This is a genomic window from Anabaena lutea FACHB-196 (assembly GCF_014698305.1).
In the GTDB taxonomy this organism is placed as follows: Bacteria; Cyanobacteriota; Cyanobacteriia; order Cyanobacteriales; family Nostocaceae; genus Anabaena; species Anabaena lutea.
On sequence record NZ_JACJST010000010.1, the window covers coordinates 1 to 24,471 of the forward strand.

Here is a 24,471-nt window from a genome sequence, read left to right on the forward strand (position 1 = left end):
ATTTATTTAACATTAATTTCAGAAAAATATTTTAGCGATGCCTGTTTTTAACTTGGCGATCGCACTTTTTTTGCCCCACCTCACAAAATCGCGTTGCTCCCTTGAGGTACACAGTCACCACAGTATGAGCGCACAATTTTCTACTACTGACGACGAGGAAGAATCTGGAAAGTTTAGAATCTTCGCTGTTTTAGGTGAGATTTTCACTAATCCCCATATCTGCGTGCGGTTGGGTACATACAGCCACTTTTGGTACATCCCTGCTAACTGGGTATTTGAGTTACCAAGCTGTATCACATCCAATTAAGTAGTATCTAAATGATTACAGCAATTACAGGTAAATAAACCACATTTTTAAATCTCACGCAAAGGCGCAAAGACGCAAAGTAAGAAAGGATGAAAAAAAATAAGAGTGTGGTTTAAATAGTTGAAAACTGTTGTAAATAACCACAGAGACACAGAGAACGCAGAGATGGGGATTCAAGGAATGATACCGCTACAAAACGGATTTGATATCACAGATATTACACCATGATGAAATTAGACCTATCTTTTGCTCACTCTGTCCCGCTTATGCTACCTGCACATAATCACGTTGAGTTTATAATTGTGGGTGCTGGTGGGACAGGGGGTTTTTTGATTCCGTCGGTTGCTAGACTGATGCTGGAAATTGAAGCAAACAGCAATAAAACCACTTCTTGTATAGTTGTAGATCCAGATATCATTGAACCCAAAAACATCCCCCGACAGAATTTTCAACAGTCAGAAATTGGGTTACACAAAGCGGAAGTTTTAGCAGCTAGATACAGTTTAGGATTGGGAGTTGTAATTAGGGCGATCGCTAAACCATTCACAAAAAAGATTGTATCAACCAAATGGCGCAAGTTAACAGTTATTATCGGTTGCGTAGATAATGCTGCTGCGCGTGCTGAAATTAGCAATTGCTTAGACCAAACTTACTCAGGTTCTCTACCACAAATTTGGTGGTTAGATTGCGGTAATCATACTAATTCTAGTTCTGGACAAGTAGTGCTTGGTTCTACTAACCAATTTACCTTAGCAGATGCTTTTGATAATCTTCAAAAACCCAATTTTTGTTTTAATCTTCCCAGTCCTTCTAGACAACATCCAGAACTGCTAACCCCATTACCTGAAGAATCAAATTCAACAAGTTTATCATGTGCTGAAATTCAAGCACGAAACCGCCAAAGCTTATTTGTTAATCAACAGGTAGCTGTTATTGCTGCGGAGTATTTGCTGGCATTAACACTAACTAGAAGTTTGAGAAAATTTGCAACCTATTTCCATAATACTACAGGTTCTTGTCGTTCACTGTACACTTGCATGGATTCTCTGCAAAAGTTTACAGATGAGGAAATAATTTCACCAAGTCGTTCAATTTTAGTTTAGCACTACAGGATTAAATCACTTTCGCTGACGCGCTTCTTCCTTGGAGAAATTCAAGGGAGAAGATTATTTATAACACTTACAAAAATCCTTGAAACTCTTATTTTTTATGTATTTTAGGTCTTTGTAACTAACCACAGAGATAAAACCAATGCTCAACATTACTAGAGTACAACTTAGTGCTAGTGGATGGACTCTCAATATCCTTTCACCCAGAGTTGCTACTATCACCAGTCCTTTGGGACAAAGAAAAGTCACATATTTCGGTTTTGAAACTCAAGAAAAAGCAATTCAATTTAAACAATGGCTAATTGAAAATACCACTAATTCCTCTACTTATGTAAGAAAAGCAGAGAGGTTAAGTCAAAATTGGGAATGTAAATCTTGGAATGTACCAACAGAGTTAATTATTCAAATCGCCAAACTTGATATCAACCAACAAACCCAGTTTCAAAATCAACAGAATTAGTTTAAATAATAGGTATTTGACACGAAAACAAATAATTTATTATGCGCTACGCGCCAAGTATTTGATGATTTTAATCAGAAGGCGCAATCTCTTTTTTTAGATAGGTTTTCTAATTTTCAAGAGGTGTATACAGATAGAAATACTGTATACAGTCAACGCTTTCATTGTCAATCAGATAATCATACTTTCTTGCCAAAAATTGTACAATCTCTATCTAAACATGAAAATATCTCATTCATTTACAGCCAATATTACCAAAGACACCCATGTCAGTTCATACAGCAATAATAATCATCAATCCTGTTCATTTTTTGCTGATGGAGAAACAGTAACAATAAATTTCAATACTGATTGTCTTCACCAAGTACGAGAAACTATCAAAGCCCTTCAACATATTTATCAATCTCTTTCTCAACAACGACAACAACAACTTACCAATGAACTTGAACAGTTGACTCATCATTATCTCATGTCACTTTCTCCAAGTAATAACGGTAAATGTCACGCAGTAGAAATCAGTTCATAAACATACATCTTCGTTTCTGTAGTCTTTTTTATCTTAATGGTGTTTAGCGATTGATTAGAATTTACCAAACATGAATTCCAGAAAATAACTAATCTGCATACAAACTACAGGGTAAATAAAGGTGTTTAGTAGCAAACTAAGCACCTCTTATTTCATTACTTCATTGACATTAAAGAACCCACAATTATGAAATTTACAATTTCTCAAAAGGAACTGGCTGATACCCTCGCTGTGGTTAGTTATGCTGTACCTAACAAACCTCACCATCCTATTCTCAACAATATATTGTTGGTTGCGGATAAGCACGAACAAGAAATTTTAGTGACTGCTTTTGATTTGAGTTTAGGAATTCGAGTTCAATGCAAATCTAGAATAGAACTAGAAGGTAAAATTGCTTTACCTGCTAAATTATTCACCCAAGTAATTTCTAGTCTTCCCAAACAAGATATTATTTTGGAAATTGTAGATAATGCTGCCATTATTACTCACTCCTGTGGTAAATGTCGAATTCAAACAGTTAGTCCTCAAGAGTTTCCATCTTTGCCAGAAATTGAAGGGAAGAATATTATATTACCAGCAATTAAGTTGTTACAAGCATTAGAAGGAACATTATTTGCTGCTAGTCATGATGAAAATAAACAAGTTTTAGCTGGAGTTCATTTCCAATTTACTAATAGTAGTTGGGAAGCAGCAGCAACAGATGGACATCGATTAGCAGTTGTTTCTGGAACGATAGAAACAGATGAGCAATTGACAGAACATGCACAAATTGAAGCTGATTCAAATACAGTAGAAGTCACAATTCCTCAACCTACACTAATAGAATTACAAAAGATTTTAGGTAGTGTAGGAGATAACAGCGAATGTACTATTAACATTGACAATGGAATTGCGGTATTTACATTACCCAATATCCAAATTACCACGAGATTATTAGAAGGAGATTATCCGAAATATTCATCTCTAATTCCCCAACAATTTCAACATCAATTTATTGTTGATAGAAAATTATTTGATAATGCTCTAAAACGAGTGGGAATTGTCGCTGACCAAAAGAATAAGATTGTCAAAATTATCTGTGACTACCAGCATCAACAAGCAACTTTATCTACTGAATCTTCAGATATAGGTGGTGCTGTGGAATCTTTGAATATTAAACCACAAGATGATTATCAGCAACAATTAGTCATGGGGTTTAATATCAAATATATGGAACAGGCTCTCAAATTTCTACCTACAAATGAGGTATTAATTAATATCAACCAAACTACAACTCCTGTGGTTATTACTCCTGTTGATGGCATTCTCAATCAATTAATTTTGGTAATGCCAGTTCAACTTATTAATAATAACAGCACAGCAATAGAAGAAGATGCTTCAGATGATAACGAGGAAGTTATCGTTACAGAAAATATTTCGTCAGTAACTGAAGTAAATGAGGGAATAAATGTAGCGGCTGAAGCGGTGGAAATAGAAGAAGATATCAAGGATAAAAATGATGTGATAAAAACAGATTCTTCTCCACAGAAAACTACAGCAGAAACTAGAACTAATTCTCGAACTTCTGCCAATTCTACTCCTAAACCTAGAGGAAGGAAAAAGAAAGTCGCTGCTGCATAGAATGACTGAATAAAAAATTGCAGTAGTTTAGATTTATCAAACCAAACCTCAATACTTGTCAGTCAAAAGTAACGCAAAATTTCTCTTCAACCCTAATTCCTCTGTGTACTCTGTGTCTCTGTGGTTCGTTACATCAAATCTGTTTTAACAACCACACCAAAAATTACTCACACCCCAAGTTTATTACTAATACATGAGCTTGGGGAAATTCAACTTATCTACTTTTGAAAAAACATGACATACCAACCACTTCACCTGAAATATCGTCCCCAGTCTTTTGCTGAACTTGTTGGTCAAAGAGCGATCGCAACTACTCTCACCAATGCTATCACATCCCAACGAATTGCCCCGGCGTACCTCTTCACTGGACCTAGAGGTACAGGTAAAACTTCCAGCGCACGCATATTTGCTAAATCTCTCAATTGTCAACATGGTGATTTTCCTACTCCTACACCCTGCGGCCTGTGCAATTCCTGTACCAGCATTTCCAAAGGTTTATCTCTGGATGTGGTGGAAATAGATGCTGCTAGTAACTCTGGTGTTGAAAATATCAGACAAATTATTGACCGTACTCACATTATACCTGTCAATAGTCGCTACAAGGTGTTTGTTTTAGATGAAGTGCATAGCCTCAGTTCACAAGGATTTCAAGCTTTACTCAAAACCTTGGAAGAACCACCAAAAAATGTAGTGTTTATCCTCTGCACCACAGAAATTCACAAAGTTCCTGCAACAATAATTTCTCGTTGTCAAAGGTTCGATTTTAAAAGAATTGGTGTTGAGGATATGATACAACACCTCAACCAAATTGTGAATGAGGAATTAATTGATATTACTCCACAAGCATTACGTCTGGTAGCACAAATCTCTTCTGGTTGTTTGCGGGATAGTCAATGTTTACTGGATCAATTGAGTTTACTAAATATCACCATTGACCAAAATTGGGTATGGGAAATGGTGGGGAATGTGCCTGAGTATGAGTTGCTAACAATGGTGGAAAGAATCGCTGAAAATGATAGTAATTCAATCATTACCATCATTCGGAATTTGTTGGAATGGGGTAAAGAACCTTTAATAATTATGCAAAACCTCACTAGCTTTTATCGAGATATGTTGATTGCTAAAACTTCTCCTAGCAGTAAGGAAATGGTGATGCTAACTGAAGATACTTGGCAACAATTGTGTCAAATAGCTAAAGATTGGGAGACTACAACTATTTTGGCAGGACAGCAGCACTTGAGACAATGTGAAGTGCAAGTAAAATTATCTACTCAACCACAGTTATGGTTAGAAGTTGCTATTTTAGGTTTACTACCTGCTGCTAATTCTACAAATTCGAGTCAATTTATTCCCATTGCTGAAAATCCACCTTGGACGAATTGGAAAACACCTGCTGATGCGATCGCTTGGGGGCAACAGAAACTACCAAATATGAGTCTTGAATCCCTGCAAGAACATTGGAATTCTTTGATTCCAGTCAATGGTAAGAAAGCTCCTATTTGGGTAGAAACGGTACAACAATTAGCATCTTTTCGATAAAAGATTATCAATGAAAATTAAAAATTCAACAGTAGCTATTCAACTAAATACAGCACTTTTAGAGTAAATGAGGTACACCAATTTTAGGAAGTAGATTTAAAACTCGAAATTCAATCGTTACTGTATCTCATAAACCTTGAATCTGCTGTAATTACCACTTCCTTTTTACTGTCATACCATTTCTTCGTGAGACTGCGCCAAATTTTTTGATTTTCTCTCTGTGTCTCTGCGGTATGGCTAACGCCACGCTTCGCGAACGTTAATCTTAATTTCGCGCATCTTCATAAAGAATTGGTATCAGTTTACCTATCTCCTTCCTTTTCTTTTGTTTTCTTCTCTTGTTTTCTCTTCTTCCTTCGTGTTCTTCGCGTCTTCGTGGTTTAATCAATATTTTCTAAAAGAAAGAGAGTAATTAGTCATTCGTAATAGCTCAGTCTATCTATTTCAAATTATTTGTTACCATTGGAGTAATAATCATGCAAATATCTTGTCAATCTAAAAGTGGAGAATCCTGCACACAAAGTTTAAATACTTTAGAGGAATTATGTGAATTTGTCAAAAATCACCCGGTATCCTCTTACAATTTCCACATTAATTCTGTGATTTACCAATTATTTAAAATAACAACCTGTGAATGGCGTGAACATCCGAAAATTCTCCTGAATGTTCAAGGAAAAATCTTACCTCAAGAACTGACGATTACACATTTAGACGACTTTCACTATTTCTTATCTCAGTATCCGTCACCACAATATTTACTGGAAATCAATTCTGCACTTTTCAAAATGCAAAAGATAGGAACTATTGGTAAGTAACCAACACCAAAAATGAATATTAATTACAATCATCGCCATTTTATCACCAAAAGCGATAATCAAATTACTGTTGCCGAAGATAAATTAAACATCTTCTACGCAGATAATACAGTTTATCGCTCCTGGCAACCTTTACAGACTATTAAACCTTACAATGCCCTGAAGCAAATGGTTATTGACATTGAAACTTCAGGGCTGATTCCTAGTCAAGATAGAATTTTCGCTATTGGTTGTATGAATGAATTGGGCGAGTATTTTGTATTTATGGATGAAAATGAATCAAAATTACTCTGCCAATTTATTTCCTATTTTCAGTCTATATCTCCTGATGTAGTTCTCACATACAACGGTACAGATTTTGATTTTCCATTTATCATTATTAGATGCCTAATCAATAACATATCTCATCCATTTACTATTTCTCAGCAATCGAGAATTATCAAGACAGCACAGGTATTTGGCAAGCCTATGAATATCTCCGAAATATTCATCAGCAACAGCCAACATATTGATGTTTACATTTGTGTCTTGAGATGGGATTTTGTCAATAAAGCTTTATATCAACATTCCCTAAAAAGTGCAGTGATAGAAATGGGATTGCGAGAATCTGCTAGGTTGGTTTTAACACCCCAAGAAATTCAACATTGTTGGGGTGAAGGTGCAGGTTCTCAAGGATGGGAAAAAATCAGAAAATACCTAATTTATGACTTGGAAGATACGAAATTAATTGCTGATAAATTAGTTCCTTCCTATTACTATGAATCGCTGATAGTACCAGGTATGAATTTACAACAACTATCGCTCACTGGTAATGGTACTAAATGGCAGCGCGTTTTAGAAAGACAATATTCAGGTTACAAACCAACTGCTGATCTGAAGTTGAAATTTGAGGGAGGACTGGTAATTTCTGTACCAGGTTTACACAAACACATTGCCAAAATTGATGTTTCCAGTCTGTATCCCAGCATTATGCTTAAATATGGGATTTGCTCCCGCAAGGATACGCAACGAGTGGGGTTAAGTATTCTCGATTATCTCACCAGGGAACGACTCAGACTCAAGGAATTAGGAAAAGCTGGAGATTTAGCTGCTAAACAAGCTGAAGCTGCTCTCAAAGTGTTAATCAACTCGTTGTTTGGCTTTTATGGGACTTCTGGTGTTGGTTTTAACGATATGGAAGCTGCTGCACTGGTTACAGCTTATGGTAGACGGATTCTACGATTCATGATTGATGTGATTGAAAAAGCGGGAGGTATCCAGGTTGAAAGTGATACTGATGGTGTGTTCTTCTCCCACTCTGAACCTCTGCTGATATTTGAAAAGCTGCAAAATGCTTTACCTACTGGTATCAATATAGAGTTGGAAATTCTTGCTCAAGCGATGTTTGTTCCCTCTAGAGGAGCTAAGAATTATATTATCTGGCATGAAGATGGTAAAATTACTACTAAGGGTTCATGGCGGAAACGCGATCGCTCTCGTTTAGAAAAGGAGTTTCCTTTGAACTACCTGACACAATATCTTCTGTCAAAAGCTAAGGCAGAACAATATTACCAGGAATTAACCAAAGTTATTCGTTCTGGTGATTTTCCTGTGGAACAGTTACAGGTTACTCGGAAAATTAAGAAGGGTGAAAAGGCTCTTTTGGTTCTGGGTAATACTGGGGATGTTGTGACGTTTTATCAAGGAATTAAGGGGTTGACTAATTCTGAAGCCTATTCCAGTGGGTATTATTTGGAGTTGATGGCTAAAAAACGAGATGAGTTACTTTCGGTTGTTGAGCCTCAAGGTGATGTGGGGAAGCAGTTGAGTCTGTTTTGAGTTAGGGATTATACTAATTATGAGCGATCGTCTATGGTAATGGAAAGGGCGATCGCTCAGTGTAAAGTGCGAGTAGAATTGGCAACATAATAACTGTTGGGGATAGAGTGGTATTGCACAATATTAATTAGTTGGATATTCATCCTCATGAACTAATTTTTGTTGTGGACTTGCAAACCAGCCAAATTCCCTCTGGGCATACTCTAGTTGTTTCTGGTCTTCGGCTGTCCAGGTTTCTTTATGCAGATAAACTATATCGAAGGAAAACCCCTTACCAGGTTCGTACCGCTCAGTTGCAATACCAATGACAGTTTTATAATCCTGTTGCAACCCTCGCACTACAAAACATCTTCCTTCTAACTCAGTGATACGGTGTTGTCTTTCTTCTCCGTGCGGCTTTGCTAAAAATACATAAGCTATACTGGATTGCGGTGATATTAAGGTTCTTGACTCGATCATACGTTGAGCAGCCAAATCCATGAAATCCCTAAAAGATTTTCCTAGCATTCGGCGTTGAAATCGGTTTTCTCTTGCCATTGCACGAAACACAAGTTCAGATTCATTTAAATCTGGTCCAAATTCTAAATTATTGTTCAGGGCATCCTGACTTAGATGTTCAATTAGTCTATCCCACATATAACTGTCTTTGTCAGCTTCTTTTTTCGCCTTATATTCTGGTTTCTTAATTATCTCATCCCAAATGTTGCTTCCCACAACAATGACATCGAAATCCTGTGGGTAAAAACGTCCATTGTATATGTAGTAACCTAAAAGGTCTTCTTCAGATCCCTCAAAGACGGTTAGCTTGCCAGAATCATATAAATCTTCCTTATCAATAAGGTATTGCACAAAATCCGTTATTGTATCAAGTTCTTTTAGTATTATTTCAAAGGAAATTTTATCGAATACATGAACAAATCCCTTGCCAAAATCACCAAATTGAATTGGAACTTTATCATCTCCACCCAAAGCAACAGCAACACGATGGATACGCCGCACGTCTGATGATGGAAAGGGTAAGCCTTGGCTTCCATCGCTTCGGATCACATTTGAAGCTGATTTGATCCATCTTTCAGCCCCATAGATTTGATTTGCCGAACCTTCAATAGCTTTACTAAGCCATCTTTGCCAATCTACTTTAATATTTCCACTATCAGTGAGCTTAATATCCTTAACACTGATAATAATAACATCTGGCTCGCAAACAATAAGGATGTCACATAGCTCTTTGGAATTCTTGCCTTTAGGATTTGCATAACTCCAGAGAGAAAGGAAGGATTTATGACAAACTTGGTAAACAAATTCTTCTGAATCATTAACAGGTTGATTGTTTTGCATATCAAATTATTTTTTATTTCCACAACACGGACAATCAGGTCGTCTTGGTAAATCAATGAAATTAATTTTATTGGTTAAAAAATTATATTCTCCTCTTCTATTTACCATTGCAGGTTTTAACTCAGGCGTTTTTGAAGCAATACGTATTACTTCATTAACTACAAACGATGATGATATTCCAGTTAATGGAGCAAGATTTCCTATATTACGCTGTGTTCGAGGAAGTTTTCTAATATTTTTTAATTCTGGTGCGTTTATGTCTTCAAGCGTCAGAGCCATGCACTCAAAACAAGCTGTTTCATAAGGAATAATTGTGGGACCAATTAAACTTAAATGAAGATTATAACCTCCTGATATAATATAGGGAATTTTGCTTTGCATACAAGCTTCATGAATTAGCTTTGATGTAACATCAACATTTGGAAAATCTGCACAGTTAACTAATAAAATATTTTCATAATCTTTTTTTAGATCATTTAATATTTCTAATATATCATTTGATTGCAGAATAATTTTTGTTATTTCACTAACTTTGACATCCGAATCAATAGACTTTAGTCTATTGGATACTGCCGTAGTTTTTTTTAAACCTAAATCTTTATATGTAAAGAGCGAACGATTTAAATTATTTTCTTGTACTACGTCATTGTCAATAAGGGTTAATTTCTGTATTCCACTTTGAACTAAAAGAACAGATACCCAACTTCCAATTGCACCCAATCCTACTATAACAACATGATGATTTTTGACTTGATTCCACACTTCAAAAATTGAATTATAAGAAACATAATCTCCAAGAAAATTTAATACTCTTCGATAAGAGCTTTTGGCAATTTTGTCTGCGGTTTCTATATCTTCAATAAGACATTTAGAAGCAAGAAAATTGAAGAGAGAACATATAGATATTTCATGATTATTGCCAAATTCTTCTATAATAGAAGAGACAGATTTAGTTCCATCTAAATTAGATATAATCTCAGTTAATATAGGTTGAGAGAATACTACTGGAACTATCCGACGCGTATTAGATAAAAAGAAGTCAAAACGCTGATTTTTTTCATTATTTACATCAATAGGAACAAAGCTAACAGATGGTCTAAGACGAAAATTTTTATCTTTCATTATCTAAATTGCTGCATACAGAACAGGTCGGATTTTTTGGAACAGGAAATACTGATAAGTCGTAATCATCGAAGAGCAATTCTCCTCGTTCGCCTTCAAATGTAGCTGTAGGATTAATAAAATAACGAAGAATAGTCATCGCAGATGTTGAAGCTGCAAGAACCGACAAAGATACTAAACCTCCAAAAGAGCTTCTTCTATCCTTGACAGGATGACTAATAGGCTTCCAATCTTTTAAAGATTCTTTAAAAAAAGTATTATAGCAATCTGCACAAGGAGTATCACCTGGTATTATTAACTCACCCAAAGAGCCTAAGTGTGCATCAAAACCACCAGCAATCATTAGTGGCTTTTTATGTTTAACACAATAACGAGACAGTTTTAAACCTGTATAACCGATATAAGGTTCATCAGCTGTATCAATAATAAAATCAATGCCTAGCAATAAAGTTTCTAAATCAGAATCTATTGTTAAGGCATGATCAAGAACTTGTACACAAGCCTCTTGATCAATATCAAGAATCATTTGTTTGGCTACTTCAGTTTTTTGAAACCCTATTGCTTTTTGTTCAAAAAATCCATGTCTAGATATATCAAATTCGGAAACAATACCGTAATCAACTAACAAGAAATTGTGAAATCCCATCATCACAAGTTCTCGACATAACCAACTACCAACACTACCAACACCAAATATTGCTATTTTAGCTTGATAAATTTTGGATTGGATTCTAGCAACTTCATTAGAGCTATCAGTAATATCAAGTAAGAAATTTAGTTGGCGTTCTAACCTTTTCTTATAGAAACATGGTAAAGAAATTTCTTCAATCCAATGTTCAGATATAAGAATTCCTTTTTTATATAAATTTTTAATAAATTCTGAAAATCCATTATTTACTAAAAAATCTTCACATGACAAGTTAATTAAACGACAGTTCAACTCTTCAATAGAGAACTCTCCTGTTAACCAAGAAAGACTTTTTATCAGCAAAGGGTGACATCGAAATTTTATTCTTTTTCGAGAAGCTAAATAAACAAAAGTAACATCATTCTCAGACTCTAGATAAATATCAACCCCATCTCGAAGACGGGGTTTATACTTATTTGATATTTCATTCATCAGTATTGAACCTGTCCACCCTCAACATTAAGAAACTGTTCCCATTCATCTGCACTCCCTACAAAGTTTTCATCCCTTGAGCAAGTCCGCGTACAACATTCCGAACGAGATCCCGAACACTGCTTTGTATATGCTTTGCCTTGTGTCATTCCATCTTCAACAGTAATTTCAGCAAATCCATACTGCTCAAGATTTTTTTGTATATTACTCATTGTTTTTTAAATATTTAGCATTCAGAAAAAAAATTTTAGCATGGTTAAAAAAAAATAGCTATATGTTTCTTTGATCTTTATAAAATTTCAATAGTGGGTTGAGAGCTAACGCTCATGTACGACAATACAATTGCCGTACTACCATGCCAACATACTTATACTTTGGTGAAAACGAATTCTTCCTAACTCGCACCATCAAACAACTAAAAACCCACACTCTAGATCAACAATGGGCAGACTTTAACTATACAGAATACCCCCCAGAATCTAAAGAAACCATTCCTCAAGCATTATCCGATATCATGACACCACCAGTTGGGAGTGGAGGAAGATTAGTACATTTGCCCAACAGCACATTACTGGGAGTTTGTTCAAAAGAAATTTTGTTGCAGTTAGAGTCCATTCTCCCCAAAATTCCCTCAACAAATACCCTCCTGATCACCAACACTCACAAACCTGACGCGAGAAATAAATCAGTCAAACTCCTACTTGAATACGCACAGGTACAGGAATTTCCTCTCATTCCCCAATGGCAAACCCAAGCATTAATACAGCAAGCTCGTACTTTAGCTGACGAAGTAGGTGTAACACTCACTACCGATGCCTACAAAGTATTGATTGATTACACAGGCAATCATACACGACTGATATTCACCGAACTAGAAAAGCTCAAAACCTATGCTTTGGGTAAAACAGTCAATGGGGATATGGTGAAAGAATTAGTGTCAGAAAGTGCTGCTAATAGCTTACAACTAGCCAACGCCATTCGCTTGGGTAACATTGCTCAAGCATTGGAATTTGGCGATCGCTTAATTAACTGTAATGAACCAGCTTTAAAGATTACCGCTACCCTGACTACAACCTTTCGCACTTGGCTAACAGTCAAACAGATGATCATCACCGGGTGTCAAGACGACAATGCGATCACCCAACTCGCAGACGTGAAAAATCCCAAACGCTTGTATTACATCCGCCAAGAGGTTGCTAATTGTTGTGTAAACAAGCTGAAAAATGGTTTGAAAATACTATTGGAACTAGAGCTAATGCTGAAATCTGGTGTAGATGAAAAACTCGCCTTGCAAACTCAAATTATCAAACTTTGCTCGTAGGTACTACTTCTTTCAAATGCAATAGACACCTCGGAAATTTAACCTAAAATGCTGCGGTTGTTGGAGGGATATTAAATTTCTGGAGATGTCTAATCAACAATTTCCAAAACTCAAAAAATGAAGCAACTTGATCTACTTCATCTCACAACAGACCTTTCTGTTTTTGAACCTTCTCAAAGTATAGATTCCGAATCTACACAGCCAATTGCAGAAAACTGGCAGTTATCAAAAATCATTGGACAAAATTTAGCAGTATCTTTACTCAAAGGTGCAATTACACACAACCGAATTGTCCCTGCTTATTTGTTTGCTGGAGCAGACGGAGTAGGAAAATCTTTAGCTGCTAAATGCTTTATCGCTGAAATTTTCAACATCCAAAACCTAGCTAACTGTCCTGATGTTTTATGGGTTGAACCAACATACCTACACCAAAAACAGTTATTAAGTGAAAGTGAAATAGCAGCTTCTGGGGTACTGCGAAAAACTCCATCCCAAATTAGAATTGAGCAGATTCGAGAAATCACCCAATTTCTGGCTACCTCCCCTCTAATTGCACCTTACAAAATTGTCGTGGTAGAAAATGCGGAAAGAATGCCACCCACTGCTGCTAATGCACTCCTGAAAACTTTGGAAGAGCCAATATCCGGCACAATTATCCTCATTTCATCCCAACCCCAACGGTTACTTGCTACAATTACCAGCCGTTGCCAACTGATTCCTTTCCAGCGACTAAACAACGCCCAAATGACCACAGTTTTAGAAAATGTGGGACGTTCTGAAATTGTCAATCACCCAAATGTTATACAGTTTGCTGGTGGTTCTCCAGGGGTAGCGATCGCTTACCATGATCAACTCCAATCTATCCCACAATCAATTTTGCAACAACTAATTCAACCACCTAGCAATGTGTTAACAGCGTTAAGTATTTCCAAAGATATTGAAGTGCAATTAGATTTTCATCAACAACTATGGCTGATAGATTACCTGCAATATTGCTGGAAGGAATTTCTCAGTGATCAAAATTGGCTGTTAAAACTGGAAGATGCAAAAAACTCTCTGTTAAAAATGGCCTCTCCCCGCTTGGTATGGGAAGTTTTACTATTTCCTGACTAATACCAAAAACTACATTTTCAACGCAATCTATCTAAACCTCATCAAAGATACCAAAAACGTTTTTAGATAAAAGGATTGCGCTATGCGCTCTTGTGGTGAACTAAATCAAACAAAAAACCATGAGTGCCATTATCAATAATTACCGTCAATTGGATGTAGCTTTTCTCCTACTCAATGACTTGACAACAAAACTCCGCACGGCTGGGGCAAGAATTTCTGTGAGAAAAGTGGGAAATTTCCACAGAATTACCGTTTTGAAAGAACCCAGTGTAACCACTATTGAGCAAATTCTTGGTGACACAAGCAGGGATACAGAAACGCCTAACCTCAGCAGTAATGATGCAATTGCTTCACCCTCTGAAAGCACTCCGTCACCAGATGATGCTTTTAGTGAAGCTGGTAGTAATACATTACTTACCGTAAACGAAGAAATTGAGGAAAGCACACTGCTGGAAGCGATCGCTTTACCAACATCATCTGAATCTAATTCCTCAACAGATGATACTCCTAGTGAAGATGGTGCTAATACAGTGTCTACCTTAAACGAAGATATTGAGGATAACTCAGTAGTGGATGCGATCGCTCAAACATCACCTGAATTTACTTCCTCAACAGATGATACTCCTGGTGAAGATAGTGCTAATACAGTACCTACCATAAACGAAGAGATTGAGGATAGCTCAGTAGTTGAAGTGATCGCCCCAGCAACATTATCTGAATCTACTTCCTCACCAGACGAAAGTCATACTGATGACAGTAAAGTTATTATTTCTGAAAACACAGCAGAAATTATCACCGATTCAACCGATTCTCCTACACCTGATAACTCTTCCTCAAAAGTAACAAATATTCCCGATTCCCCAGATTTAGCAAGTTTGGAAGATTTACAAACACTAACTTTAAAAAGACTGAGGGAGTTAGCCAAATTGCACAAAGTCCCTGGTTTCTCTCGCATGAAAGAGGAAAAGTTAGTAACCAAATTGCATGGTTTAGCAACCAAAGAAAAAATTGTGTAATAGTCATCAGCCTCAAATCTCTAGCAGATTTGGGGTTATTTTTTTACGCAGTTTTTCCCCAATACAACCAGTAATCAATGCGCTAGGCGCAATCAAGTTTGATACTGGGCTGTATCCAATACCAGCACCAAATTAGCACCAAATCATTCATTTTGCTGCATAACCGAGAATGCGCTGTCGCGCTAATACAGTGAAAAATTTGATTACCCAAGGAAAATATTATGACTCAGCAATACATCAATAAAGTTGATTTAGTTGGTCGCGTTGGTCAAACACCTGAGATACGCTATTTTGAATCAGGTGCAATGAAAACATCCTTGACCCTTGCTGTTAAACCTCCCTACAGAAGTGAAACTCCCCTTTGGTTTGATTTAGAACTTTGGGGAAATATTGCTCAAGTTGCAGCAGACTGGGTTCAAAAAGGTTCAACTATTGGGATCACCGGTGAAATAGTCTTTGATAGATGGATAGACAAAAACACCAACGAACCCAGACAAAAACCGATCATTCGTGTCAACAATTTGGAACTCATCAGTTCTGCTCAACGCAAAGACTCAAATGAAATTGGTGAAGACCAAGACTCCATAATTAACGCCAATTTCTAGCCAGTCAATCATCCCGCAGCATCACTTCTGTCTGTGGGATGTTTTGGTTAAAAAGCGCAAAGCGCAATTTTTATGAACAATTGACAATTTCATCACAAGGATAAACCATGATTAACTCAACCCAAACCATCCAACTACTGACTATTGATGAAGCTTTTGACAGTCAAGGTGTAAAGATTGTCTATGGTGAATGTACTTTCTCCTACTATTCAAAAGATGGCGTAGTGGAAGACACAATTCCTTACAGAACCAAGGGAGCAGCAGCAGTTTCCATTGCTGAATCTGGAATTAATGCCACTGGTATCGCTATCGGCTATCTGGATCTTAACGTAGTGGATAGCGGTAAGGGATATAAAGAAAAGAAAACTGCCTTAGTTATTCGCAACTTCATCTGCACTACTGCTGGTAATCGCACTTATACACCAACTGTTACTCCTGTTGTTCAACCACCCACACCACAGGAAAATACTCAACAGCTAGTTGGTGCTGGTGTAGCTACAGCTTCTCAAAACGGACATTCTCGCAATACTGATATTTCTCACATTCCCTTTTAATCTTCTTACTTCTGGCTTTTTGCCAGAGGTATTTTTTTCTGTGGGCAGATAGTTGTTTTCACTTGTTGGGGCAAGGCTATGACTTCAGCTTGAATTTTCACCAAAAAAATACCTCCTCCAGATTGTCTGATTCCTCAGATATTGATATATGATTTAAAAAATTCGATATATGATACTTCCACATCAAAACATCAGATATTGATATATGACGTGGAAAAGTCAGTATTCGATATTATGATACTTCCACATCAAAACATCAGATATTGATATATGAGGTGGAGAACTCAATATATGATACTCCCTAATATCAAAAAAAATAGTCATGCAAATTAGATTAGCTGTAATAAGTAATGCCGGAGGAAGTGGTAAGACAACCCTTTCTGTCCATTTAGCTCATGCTCTGGCAAAACGCAGGTATAAGGTAGCACTGTTTGACCTTGACCCGCAAGGGTCACTGACACTGTTTTGTGGTTTAAATCAACCAGAACCAGAACATACTTTAGCTGCTGTCCTCAAAGAGAATTTTGATGGTAACTGGCCGTTGACACCCTGCTGGAGTGAACACACTGATAAAGTAGTCATTTGTCAGGGTGGTATGGTTCTGACCCAAACAGCAGATGAATTAGTTTTACACAAACGAGGAGCTTACTTATTAGGCGATCGCCTAACTGACTATCCTCTAGAACATGATTTAATCATTTTTGATTGTCCAGCGACCCTTGGTCCCTTACCTTTAATGGCACTGACAGCTAGTACACACATAATTATTCCTGTCCAGCTAGAACCAAAATCAATTCAAGGAGCGGCTCATTTACTGGAATGGTATTACTACCACTGCAAACACTTACGCTTAAAACCCACACCAGAAATTCTTGGCTTTGTTCCCAACCAATACGATGCTCGACGTGCAGCCCATAGACAAATGTTAGCTGCATTACCATCTCAGTTAGAGCAGATGAATATCCATGCTTTTCCAGAAATTCGGGATAGTGCTGAATTTGTTAACGCCAGTGGACAAGGATTACCATTACCTATTCACCGTCCTAGTCATCCAGCAAAAGATGATTTTAAAGAAATTGCCTCAAAATTAGCCGCTTTGATTGGCAGTAAGAGTAAAGAGAAAGTCACGGCTTAACCAAGTTGATGGCAGGAGTAAAAAAACTCTCAATTTAACCAAGCTGTTGTAAAAATTACGCATTTTTATTTTTTAGCAATAGCTGGAAAATACTCCTTTATTCAGTAGCTCATTGAAATTAATGCCTCATCAAAGTGCTTGAAATACTTGTTAATCAAACTCTTGATGTGTCAATAATTTTGCATAACCACTTACCTAATGCGAACTGCTTGCAGCAGCGCTTCGCTATCGCATGATGGCTTAGGCCACGCTGCGCTATTGGTACTGCGCGATCGCTGTTTCAATAAACAAATTAAAACTGTGCTAACTTATGACCACCCGTAAATCTCCTGACCTCACCAATTATTTTTCAGGCGCAAAGCAATCCCAACAGTTATCAGAAGCTGAGGCAGAAATTCAGCGTCTCAAAGCCGAAATAGAAGAACTTCGCTCTCAAGGGTCGAGTGAGTTAGAAGCACAGCTACAAACACTTAGGGCGCAACTTCAGTCACAATCAGGTATCCAACATATTCCTTTAGACAAAATTCAAGCCAACCCAGAACAACCGAGACAGACATTTTTATCAGAAAGTATTGAGTCTATGTCTCGTTCTCTGGTATCAGATGGACAACTAGAGCCAATTATTTTAATTCAACGGGAACACTTAGTTATATTTGATGGTGAACGGCGTTGGCGTAGTGCTAAAAACTTGGGTTGGCAAAATCTGCAAGCTGTCATTATTCCTGAACCTGATGCTCTACACCGCAAAGCTTTAATCACTTCATTACACCGGGAAGACCTCAATCCTCTTGATAAAGCTGAAGCTATTGTCCGGGAATTGGCAACTAATACTGGTTTAGAACCCCAGGATATTCCCCGGATTCTCTCAACAGTAGTGCGACGGTTGAATGCACAAAAACGAATGAACTCTGTTGTTGAACTGCTCACGGTAACGCCAGAGGAACAGCAACAAGGTTTAGCTACTTTGGACTTAGATGAGCGAGAAGTGGCAGTGTTGACTATACTTTTAGATTTACAACTTAATCCCGCTTCTATTGATGCCAATATTTTTCCCATGCTTTCTTTAGCTGAAGACTTAAAAGCTGCTATTAGGTCTTCTGGACTTAAAGGTGTTCACGCAATGGCATTACAAAAACTCTCTGCGAAAAATTTGGGACTACCAGAATCAGAAGCAGAAGAAATTAGAATCAACATCACCCAAAAGGTATTAGCAGAAAAATTATCTGTACAAAAAACCCGGCAATTAGTCACTGAGGCGATCGCTTCACAAAGTACCGACGCTGAGAAAATCGAAAAACAAGTTAAACCAGTAGCAACAGCAACACGCTCTTTATATAAAGTTTCTGGGGAAGCGTTGAAGAAAGTTGAGGTTTCGCAATTAATGGAGTTTCAGGAAGTCCTTCGCAAGAAACTGGCGGAGATTGAAGAAGTAATCCAGGAAAAAGCTGTCAACGATAATAAAGTTTAGTATGCAATCAAATTTAAAAGTAGGGCTACAAATGTCAGCTAATGATTTATGTTTGAAACGCCCTACATACTGCTTGTGAGGTTACATAAGCCAAAGCGTGTCCGCCGATTTTATCTTAGCAATCACTTAAATACGCAAAAATTCTAATCGATAAAACAACTTATGACTGCTATCATACACCATTATCTAATCATCAAAAGTCCTAGTTTTGAATAACCGCATTCCATTCGCAGTCACTAACAAAGAAGTCCCTGTATCTGCTAAGACGGCTACAGCTAACCCAACAAACCCAAACGTTCCCAATAGCAGAAATAAAGCCTTTGTTACTAAAGAAAAAATAACATTCTGTTGGATCACAGATACAGTGCGACGACTCAATTCTACTGCATAAGCCAGTCGTCTGAGGTCATTTCCCACTATGACTACATCTGCTGTCTCCAAAGCAATATCTATGCCACCCACCGCAAAACTAATATCCGCAGCAGCCAGGGCTGGGGCATCGTTGATCCCATCTCCAACCATCCCTACCACTCCATCACGACGCAAGTATTGAATTTCTTGGAGTTTATCTTCTGGTAGCAGTTCAGCCCGATACTCTGTAATTCCCACTTGTTGAGCAATTTGCCCTGCAACACGGGTGCGATCGCCTGTCAGCATTACCAACCGCTTTAGCCCCAGCCGCTTCAATTGTCGCACGGCTTCGGTTGCTTCTAATCGAATACCATCAGAAAGTGAGATCGCTCCTAATAACCCTTCCTTTGCCCCTACAAGTACCGGAATTTGACCAAGTTGTTCAATTTCAGCCAACAAAGATTCAGCCTCATCAGACAAAAGAATCCCTTGGTCTGAAAACAACCGCCGATTACCAACTAAGTACAATATCTCACCGAAGTTTGCCTGAATTCCTTTACCTGGTAATGCCATGAAGTTCATAGGTGTTTCTAACTCCATCTTTTGTTCTTGCGCCTTGGCTACAATTGCCTTAGAGAGCGGATGTTCTGACTGTTGCTCCAGTGAAGCGGCAATTTGTAACACCATGTTTGCACTTACCTTGCCAAAGTCATAAACCTTCTGCACAATGGGCAACCCTTGGGTAATCGTACCAGTTTTATCAAAAGCCAGAGTTGTCAGGTGTCCGGCTGTCTCCAGTGCATTACCCCCCTTGAACAAAACGCCGTGGCGAGTTGCAGCACCAATGGCGCTAACAATGGAAACTGGGGTAGAAATCACCAAAGCACAAGGACAAGCAATCACCAACATTACCAGCGCTCGATAGAACCAAACATTAAAAGGTTGAGCAAATGCCAAAGGCGGAATCAGAGTAATAGCGATCGCAATCAAAATTACAATTGGGGTGTAAACTTCTGCAAACCGATCCACCCACTGCTGAGAAGGAGCGCGGCTGCCTTGGGCTGCTTCTACTAAATGTATAATTTTAGCAACAGTCGTATCACTAACAGTATGAGTTACTTTAACTTCCAAAAAGCCCGACTGATTCAACGTTCCCGCAAAGACAGTATCTCCAACTTCTTTATCTTCTGGGATTGATTCTCCCGTAATTGGTGATTGGTCAATAGCACTTATCCCAGAAACAACAACACCATCTAACGCCACGCGTTGTCCTGGTCGAATTGTCAAAATTTCACCCACTTGGACACTTTCCACAGGAACTGTAACTTCTTTATTCCCCCGCTTCACAGTAGCAGTCGGTGGCGTTAAATCCATGAGGGCGCTGATAGCATTGCGTGTGCGACCAAAAGTGAAAACTTGCAGGGTTGTACCCAAAGAAAACAGAAACAGGACTAATGCTGCTTCAAACCAGTCTCCCAAAATTAAAGCCCCGATAACTGAAATCGTCATCAGCAGATTCATATCGGCACGGCGCAAGCGTAACTCAAATAAACCAGCCCGTGCAATAGGATAACCTGCAATTACTATCCCAATGCCATAAAAAGCTCGTGTTATCCAAATTGGTAATGCTAAGTATTGAGCAACTAAGCCCAAAACTAACCCTATTCCCGCTAAAATTACGCTTTGTCCCCGGCGATTGTTCACCCAAAATTTCCAGTTTGCTGAGTCGCGTTTTTGGATTTGTTTTGAGGCTGAATCGTCTTGATGATGATGCTGGTCGTGATTACAGCTTAATTCATGAGTGAGTTCAACTGTATAACCCAAACTGCGAACTCGATTATAGATTGTCTCTTCATTGACCTGTTGCGGGTCGTAAGATACTTGCATTTTTTCAGTTGCAAAGCTGACTGATACCTGAAGAACGCCTGCTATTTGCTGTAAGCCAACCTCAACTGTTTTGGCACAACTGCCACAATCCATCCCACCAATTTTTGCTTGTAGTTTTTGAGTAGAAGCTACTTCAAAATGCTCATGTTTGCTGTCATGGGAGTGAGTGTGATCATGGTCACTATTACAGCAATGGTCATGATTATGGGGCTTGACCTCACTATTTTGTTTAACCGTATAACCCAACGCAGTGATGCGATTGATAATTTCAGCTTCGTTCAGGATGTCTGTGTCATAAAAAACTTTAACTTTCGCAGTTGCAAAGCTCACGGAAGCTTCCATTACACCGCCAAGCTGTTGCAAACTGGCTTCTATCGTCTTGGCACAACTTCCGCAGTCCATACCATCAACTTGCAAAAACTGGGTTTTGAGGGAGGGGGTTTGAGTCATGACAGTTTTACAGAAAAAACTATAAAGTTAACTGCCAATATTCTAATACAACAATTGAACAACTATTCAACTGTACAATGGTTATCATTTTAGATACTATGAAATTAATAACCATTGCTTACTGCTTACGCACAAAACTATGAACAAGAGTCAGGAAAAGCCAGACTTCGAGCATTTTCAACATTCTGATACCCCAAATTGTGACGCTCATGTAGTGCATTTAGATAATGTGCGCTCAACTCAAGCGGAAATTCTCGCAACTTCCAAGGCTAAACAGATAGCAGAAGTATTTGGGATACTTGCAGATCCTAACCGTCTACGTCTGCTATCAGCGTTGGCTTCTCAAGAGTTGTGTGTTTGTGATTTAGCCGCATTAACAAAAATGACGGAATCAGCCGTTTGCCACCAACTGCGATTGTTTAAAGCGATGCGGTTGGTGAACTATCGCCGGGAAGGTAAAAATGTCTATTACAGTTTGGTTGATAGTTACATTATTAACTTGTACCGTTCTGTGGAAGAACATTTAGAGGAATCAAATCTTTAGGTACTAGATTATCGGGTGTATTGATATTTCTGCCAGATTTTCTAAGATTATGAGAAGATTATGAAAATACCTCTCACAGTATATTAATGACTATTCCAGAGAATAAACCCAGCCTACCTGAAGTTCACCGCAGTATTAAAATTCCCAACACCCAAAGCTTTTGGCGCAAGATGCTGGCTTATGCGGGTCCAGGGTATCTGGTTTCGGTAGGATACATAGACCCCGGAAACTGGGCAACAGATATTGCTGGGGGTTCTAAATTTGGGTACACCTTGTTGACAGTCATTCTGTTGTCGAATCTGATGGCGATCTTGCTGCAATCGCTGTGTGTGCGTTTGGGTGTGGCTACGGGGCAGGATTTGGCACAGGCTTGTCGGGACTATTTTAGTCCAAAAGTGAGCTTTTGCTTGTGGTTATTATGTGAGATTGCGATCGCAGCTTGTGATTTGGCAGAATTATTAGGAAGTGCGATCGCCCTACAACTATTATTCGGTATTCCCTTATTATGGGGTGTGTGTATCACTGCGCTGGATGTCCTGGTATTACTAATTTTACAACATAAAGGCTTTCGCTATACAGAAGCTTTGGTAACAATGCTAGTAACAACTGTAGGCATCTGTTTTGCAGCAGAACTTCTTTTCTCTCGACCTGATATGGGGGGGATTTTATGGGGATATTTACCCAGAAAAGAAATTTTACAAAACCCAGAAATGCTCTACATTGCTATAGGTATTTTAGGGGCAACAGTCATGCCTCATAACTTATATTTACACTCTTCCATTGTGCAAACACGCGATTGGCAACTAACTTCTGAAAAAAGATGGGAAGCGATTAAGTTTGGCACAATTGATTCAACTTTCGCTTTATCCTTAGCACTGTTTATTAACTCAGCAATTTTAATTGTATCTGCTGCCACATTTCATTTTTCTGGAAATCAGAATGTAGCAGAAATTCAAGATGCTTACAAACTACTTTCACCATTGTTAGGAGTTAGTGCTGCTAGTGCTATTTTTGGGATCGCTTTACTTGCTTCCGGTCAAAGTTCAACGCTGACTGCAACATTGGCTGGACAAATAGTCATGGAAGGCTTTTTAGAATTTCGTCTTCCGTCCTGGTTACGGCGTTTAGTTACCCGTCTGCTTGCTATCATTCCAGCATTGATCACAATTATTGTCTTTGGGGAACATAGCACTAGCCGGCTCATAGTTTTAAGTCAAGTTATCCTCAGTTTACAGTTACCTTTTGCAGTGATTCCTTTGGTGATATTTACGAGTAATCGCCGCTTAATGGGTGAGTTTGTCAATCCGTTATGGCTTAAATCTTTAGCTTGGCTGGTTGCTATTGTTATTGTTGGACTAAATGTTTGGTTGCTATTACAAAGTATTTTGGGTTGGTTGAATTTCAATTAATAAATCGCTTAGGATGGATTTAGTTGCCAAAAATATTGTGTTGTCTTGATGTGTTTTAAGATGGAGAAAATCAAGTCATGAACTACATTCACAAAGTTGTTACTATCCTGGGAATAACAACTAGCGTACTGAGTGGTATACCTGCTGCTGTCTATGCTGCCCCAGAATCACCAACACCCATCCCAAAGATGAATTTTCAGGAATACTATAATCAGGGGGTGCAAAAGCTGGAGCAAGGCAATTTCAACGGTGCAATAGAAGATTTTAGTCGGGTAGTAAAGTTAAATCCTCGATACTACGAAGGTTTCTGCTTGAGGGGTTTAGCCAAGTCTCAGTTAGGAGATTTTCAAGCCGCCGTTATCGACTTTAATCAAGTATTGCAACTAAATTCCAGCCATACAGATGGTTACAATGGTCGTGGAATGGCTCATGCAGAACTGGGAAATCTTCAAGCTGCTATTACCGACTTTAATCAGATACTCAAAATTGATCCGCAGTCTGTAGATGCTTACTACAATAGAGGCTTTTTAAATTATAGACAGGGAAATCACCAGATGGCGATTTCAGATTTTAACCAAGCACTAAAAATCAACCCCAACTTAGCTGATGCCTATGGTAACAGAGGACTGGCTAAATATGCTTTAGGCGATCGCAAAAGTGCTATTACCGATTTACAGCAAGCTGCAAGTTTGTTTCAACAACAAGGAGATACCCAGAGGTATCAGCAAACACAAACATTGCTTCAGCAAATTCAGCAGTAAGTAATATTAAAGCTAGAAATTAAGGCTCTTGCGTTACTTTTATGGTGATGGAGGATGGATTATAACAAAAACCTTACGGGGCA

23 protein-coding genes are annotated in these 24,471 nt (G+C 38.2%); 18 read left to right on the forward strand and 5 right to left on the reverse strand.

Features of this window, described 5'->3' with window-relative positions; translation table 11 throughout:
* Nucleotides 1–37: 37 nt before the first annotated feature.
* The 8 genes from H6G59_RS12350 (at nt 38) to H6G59_RS12385 (ending at nt 8,194) form a co-directional block, all read left to right on the forward strand.
* Nucleotides 38–307 carry a hypothetical protein gene (locus H6G59_RS12350; RefSeq protein WP_242038860.1) on the forward strand — a complete coding sequence of 90 codons (270 nt, stop codon included), beginning with the start codon at nt 38–40 and terminating at the stop codon, nt 305–307.
* Between the two features lie 224 nt (nt 308–531).
* Nucleotides 532–1,410, forward strand: coding sequence for a ThiF family adenylyltransferase (locus H6G59_RS12355; RefSeq protein WP_190714832.1), 879 nt, complete (start codon nt 532–534; stop codon nt 1,408–1,410).
* A gap of 148 nt (nt 1,411–1,558) precedes the next feature.
* Nucleotides 1,559–1,876, forward strand: coding sequence for a hypothetical protein (locus H6G59_RS12360; RefSeq protein ID WP_190714834.1), 318 nt, complete (start codon nt 1,559–1,561; stop codon nt 1,874–1,876).
* Nucleotides 1,877–2,096: 220 nt separating this feature from the next.
* Nucleotides 2,097–2,402: a hypothetical protein gene (locus H6G59_RS12365; protein WP_190714836.1), complete on the forward strand. Its 306-nt coding sequence runs from the start codon at nt 2,097–2,099 to the stop codon at nt 2,400–2,402.
* A 186-nt stretch (nt 2,403–2,588) separates the two neighbouring features.
* The gene (gene dnaN / locus H6G59_RS12370; RefSeq protein ID WP_190714838.1) at nt 2,589–4,022 is read left to right on the forward strand and encodes a DNA polymerase III subunit beta; all 1,434 of its coding nucleotides are present in this window, start codon (nt 2,589–2,591) and stop codon (nt 4,020–4,022) included.
* Between the two features lie 234 nt (nt 4,023–4,256).
* The gene (locus H6G59_RS12375) at nt 4,257–5,561 is read left to right on the forward strand and encodes a DNA polymerase III subunit gamma/tau (RefSeq protein WP_190714841.1); all 1,305 of its coding nucleotides are present in this window, start codon (nt 4,257–4,259) and stop codon (nt 5,559–5,561) included.
* Nucleotides 5,562–6,037: 476 nt separating this feature from the next.
* Complete coding sequence (locus H6G59_RS12380; protein ID WP_190714844.1) at nt 6,038–6,376, forward strand: hypothetical protein; 339 nt, start codon at nt 6,038–6,040, stop codon at nt 6,374–6,376.
* 12 nt (nt 6,377–6,388) lie between these two features.
* Nucleotides 6,389–8,194: a DNA polymerase domain-containing protein gene (locus H6G59_RS12385; RefSeq protein ID WP_190714846.1), complete on the forward strand. Its 1,806-nt coding sequence runs from the start codon at nt 6,389–6,391 to the stop codon at nt 8,192–8,194.
* A 123-nt stretch (nt 8,195–8,317) separates the two neighbouring features.
* Here H6G59_RS12385 and H6G59_RS12390 read toward each other — a convergent pair whose 3' ends face one another.
* The 4 genes from H6G59_RS12390 to H6G59_RS12405 are packed head-to-tail and all read right to left on the reverse strand — an operon-like array spanning nt 8,318 to nt 11,986.
* Nucleotides 8,318–9,532: an NERD domain-containing protein gene (locus H6G59_RS12390; protein ID WP_190714848.1), complete on the reverse strand. Its 1,215-nt coding sequence runs from the start codon at nt 9,530–9,532 to the stop codon at nt 8,318–8,320.
* Between the two features lie 6 nt (nt 9,533–9,538).
* The gene (locus H6G59_RS12395) at nt 9,539–10,654 is read right to left on the reverse strand and encodes a HesA/MoeB/ThiF family protein (RefSeq protein WP_190714849.1); all 1,116 of its coding nucleotides are present in this window, start codon (nt 10,652–10,654) and stop codon (nt 9,539–9,541) included.
* Entirely contained in the window at nt 10,644–11,774 is a 1,131-nt protein-coding gene (locus tag H6G59_RS12400) for a HesA/MoeB/ThiF family protein (protein ID WP_190714852.1), read from the reverse strand. The genes H6G59_RS12395 and H6G59_RS12400 overlap by 11 nt, the downstream gene beginning before the upstream one ends.
* Complete coding sequence (locus H6G59_RS12405; protein WP_190715043.1) at nt 11,774–11,986, reverse strand: hypothetical protein; 213 nt, start codon at nt 11,984–11,986, stop codon at nt 11,774–11,776. The genes H6G59_RS12400 and H6G59_RS12405 overlap by 1 nt, the downstream gene beginning before the upstream one ends.
* Before the next feature lie 143 nt (nt 11,987–12,129).
* Here H6G59_RS12405 and holA point away from each other — a divergent pair, with 143 nt between their 5' ends.
* The 7 genes from holA (at nt 12,130) to H6G59_RS12440 (ending at nt 18,986) form a co-directional block, all read left to right on the forward strand.
* The gene (holA, locus tag H6G59_RS12410) at nt 12,130–13,095 is read left to right on the forward strand and encodes a DNA polymerase III subunit delta (protein ID WP_190714855.1); all 966 of its coding nucleotides are present in this window, start codon (nt 12,130–12,132) and stop codon (nt 13,093–13,095) included.
* A gap of 117 nt (nt 13,096–13,212) precedes the next feature.
* A complete protein-coding gene (locus H6G59_RS12415) occupies nt 13,213–14,208 on the forward strand; it encodes a DNA polymerase III subunit delta' (protein ID WP_190714857.1) in 996 nt (331 codons plus the stop codon).
* Between the two features lie 119 nt (nt 14,209–14,327).
* Entirely contained in the window at nt 14,328–15,224 is an 897-nt protein-coding gene (locus tag H6G59_RS12420; protein WP_190714858.1) for a hypothetical protein, read from the forward strand.
* 221 nt (nt 15,225–15,445) lie between these two features.
* Nucleotides 15,446–15,829 carry a single-stranded DNA-binding protein gene (ssb, locus tag H6G59_RS12425; RefSeq protein ID WP_127055529.1) on the forward strand — a complete coding sequence of 128 codons (384 nt, stop codon included), beginning with the start codon at nt 15,446–15,448 and terminating at the stop codon, nt 15,827–15,829.
* A 107-nt stretch (nt 15,830–15,936) separates the two neighbouring features.
* A complete protein-coding gene (locus H6G59_RS12430) occupies nt 15,937–16,383 on the forward strand; it encodes a hypothetical protein (RefSeq protein ID WP_127055530.1) in 447 nt (148 codons plus the stop codon).
* A 322-nt stretch (nt 16,384–16,705) separates the two neighbouring features.
* Nucleotides 16,706–17,518, forward strand: coding sequence for a ParA family protein (locus H6G59_RS12435; RefSeq protein WP_127055531.1), 813 nt, complete (start codon nt 16,706–16,708; stop codon nt 17,516–17,518).
* 310 nt (nt 17,519–17,828) lie between these two features.
* On the forward strand, nt 17,829–18,986 hold the full coding sequence (locus tag H6G59_RS12440) for a ParB/RepB/Spo0J family partition protein (protein ID WP_190714860.1): 1,158 nt from the start codon (nt 17,829–17,831) through the stop codon (nt 18,984–18,986).
* 186 nt (nt 18,987–19,172) lie between these two features.
* Here H6G59_RS12440 and H6G59_RS12445 read toward each other — a convergent pair whose 3' ends face one another.
* Nucleotides 19,173–21,674, reverse strand: coding sequence for a heavy metal translocating P-type ATPase (locus H6G59_RS12445; RefSeq protein ID WP_190714862.1), 2,502 nt, complete (start codon nt 21,672–21,674; stop codon nt 19,173–19,175).
* A gap of 139 nt (nt 21,675–21,813) precedes the next feature.
* Here H6G59_RS12445 and H6G59_RS12450 point away from each other — a divergent pair, with 139 nt between their 5' ends.
* From H6G59_RS12450 to H6G59_RS12460, 3 genes are all read left to right on the forward strand, one after another.
* Complete coding sequence (locus H6G59_RS12450; protein ID WP_190714864.1) at nt 21,814–22,218, forward strand: ArsR/SmtB family transcription factor; 405 nt, start codon at nt 21,814–21,816, stop codon at nt 22,216–22,218.
* Nucleotides 22,219–22,304: 86 nt separating this feature from the next.
* The gene (locus H6G59_RS12455; protein WP_190714866.1) at nt 22,305–23,627 is read left to right on the forward strand and encodes an Nramp family divalent metal transporter; all 1,323 of its coding nucleotides are present in this window, start codon (nt 22,305–22,307) and stop codon (nt 23,625–23,627) included.
* A gap of 77 nt (nt 23,628–23,704) precedes the next feature.
* Nucleotides 23,705–24,388 carry a tetratricopeptide repeat protein gene (locus H6G59_RS12460; protein ID WP_190714868.1) on the forward strand — a complete coding sequence of 228 codons (684 nt, stop codon included), beginning with the start codon at nt 23,705–23,707 and terminating at the stop codon, nt 24,386–24,388.
* The last annotated feature ends 83 nt before the right edge of the window (nt 24,389–24,471 follow it).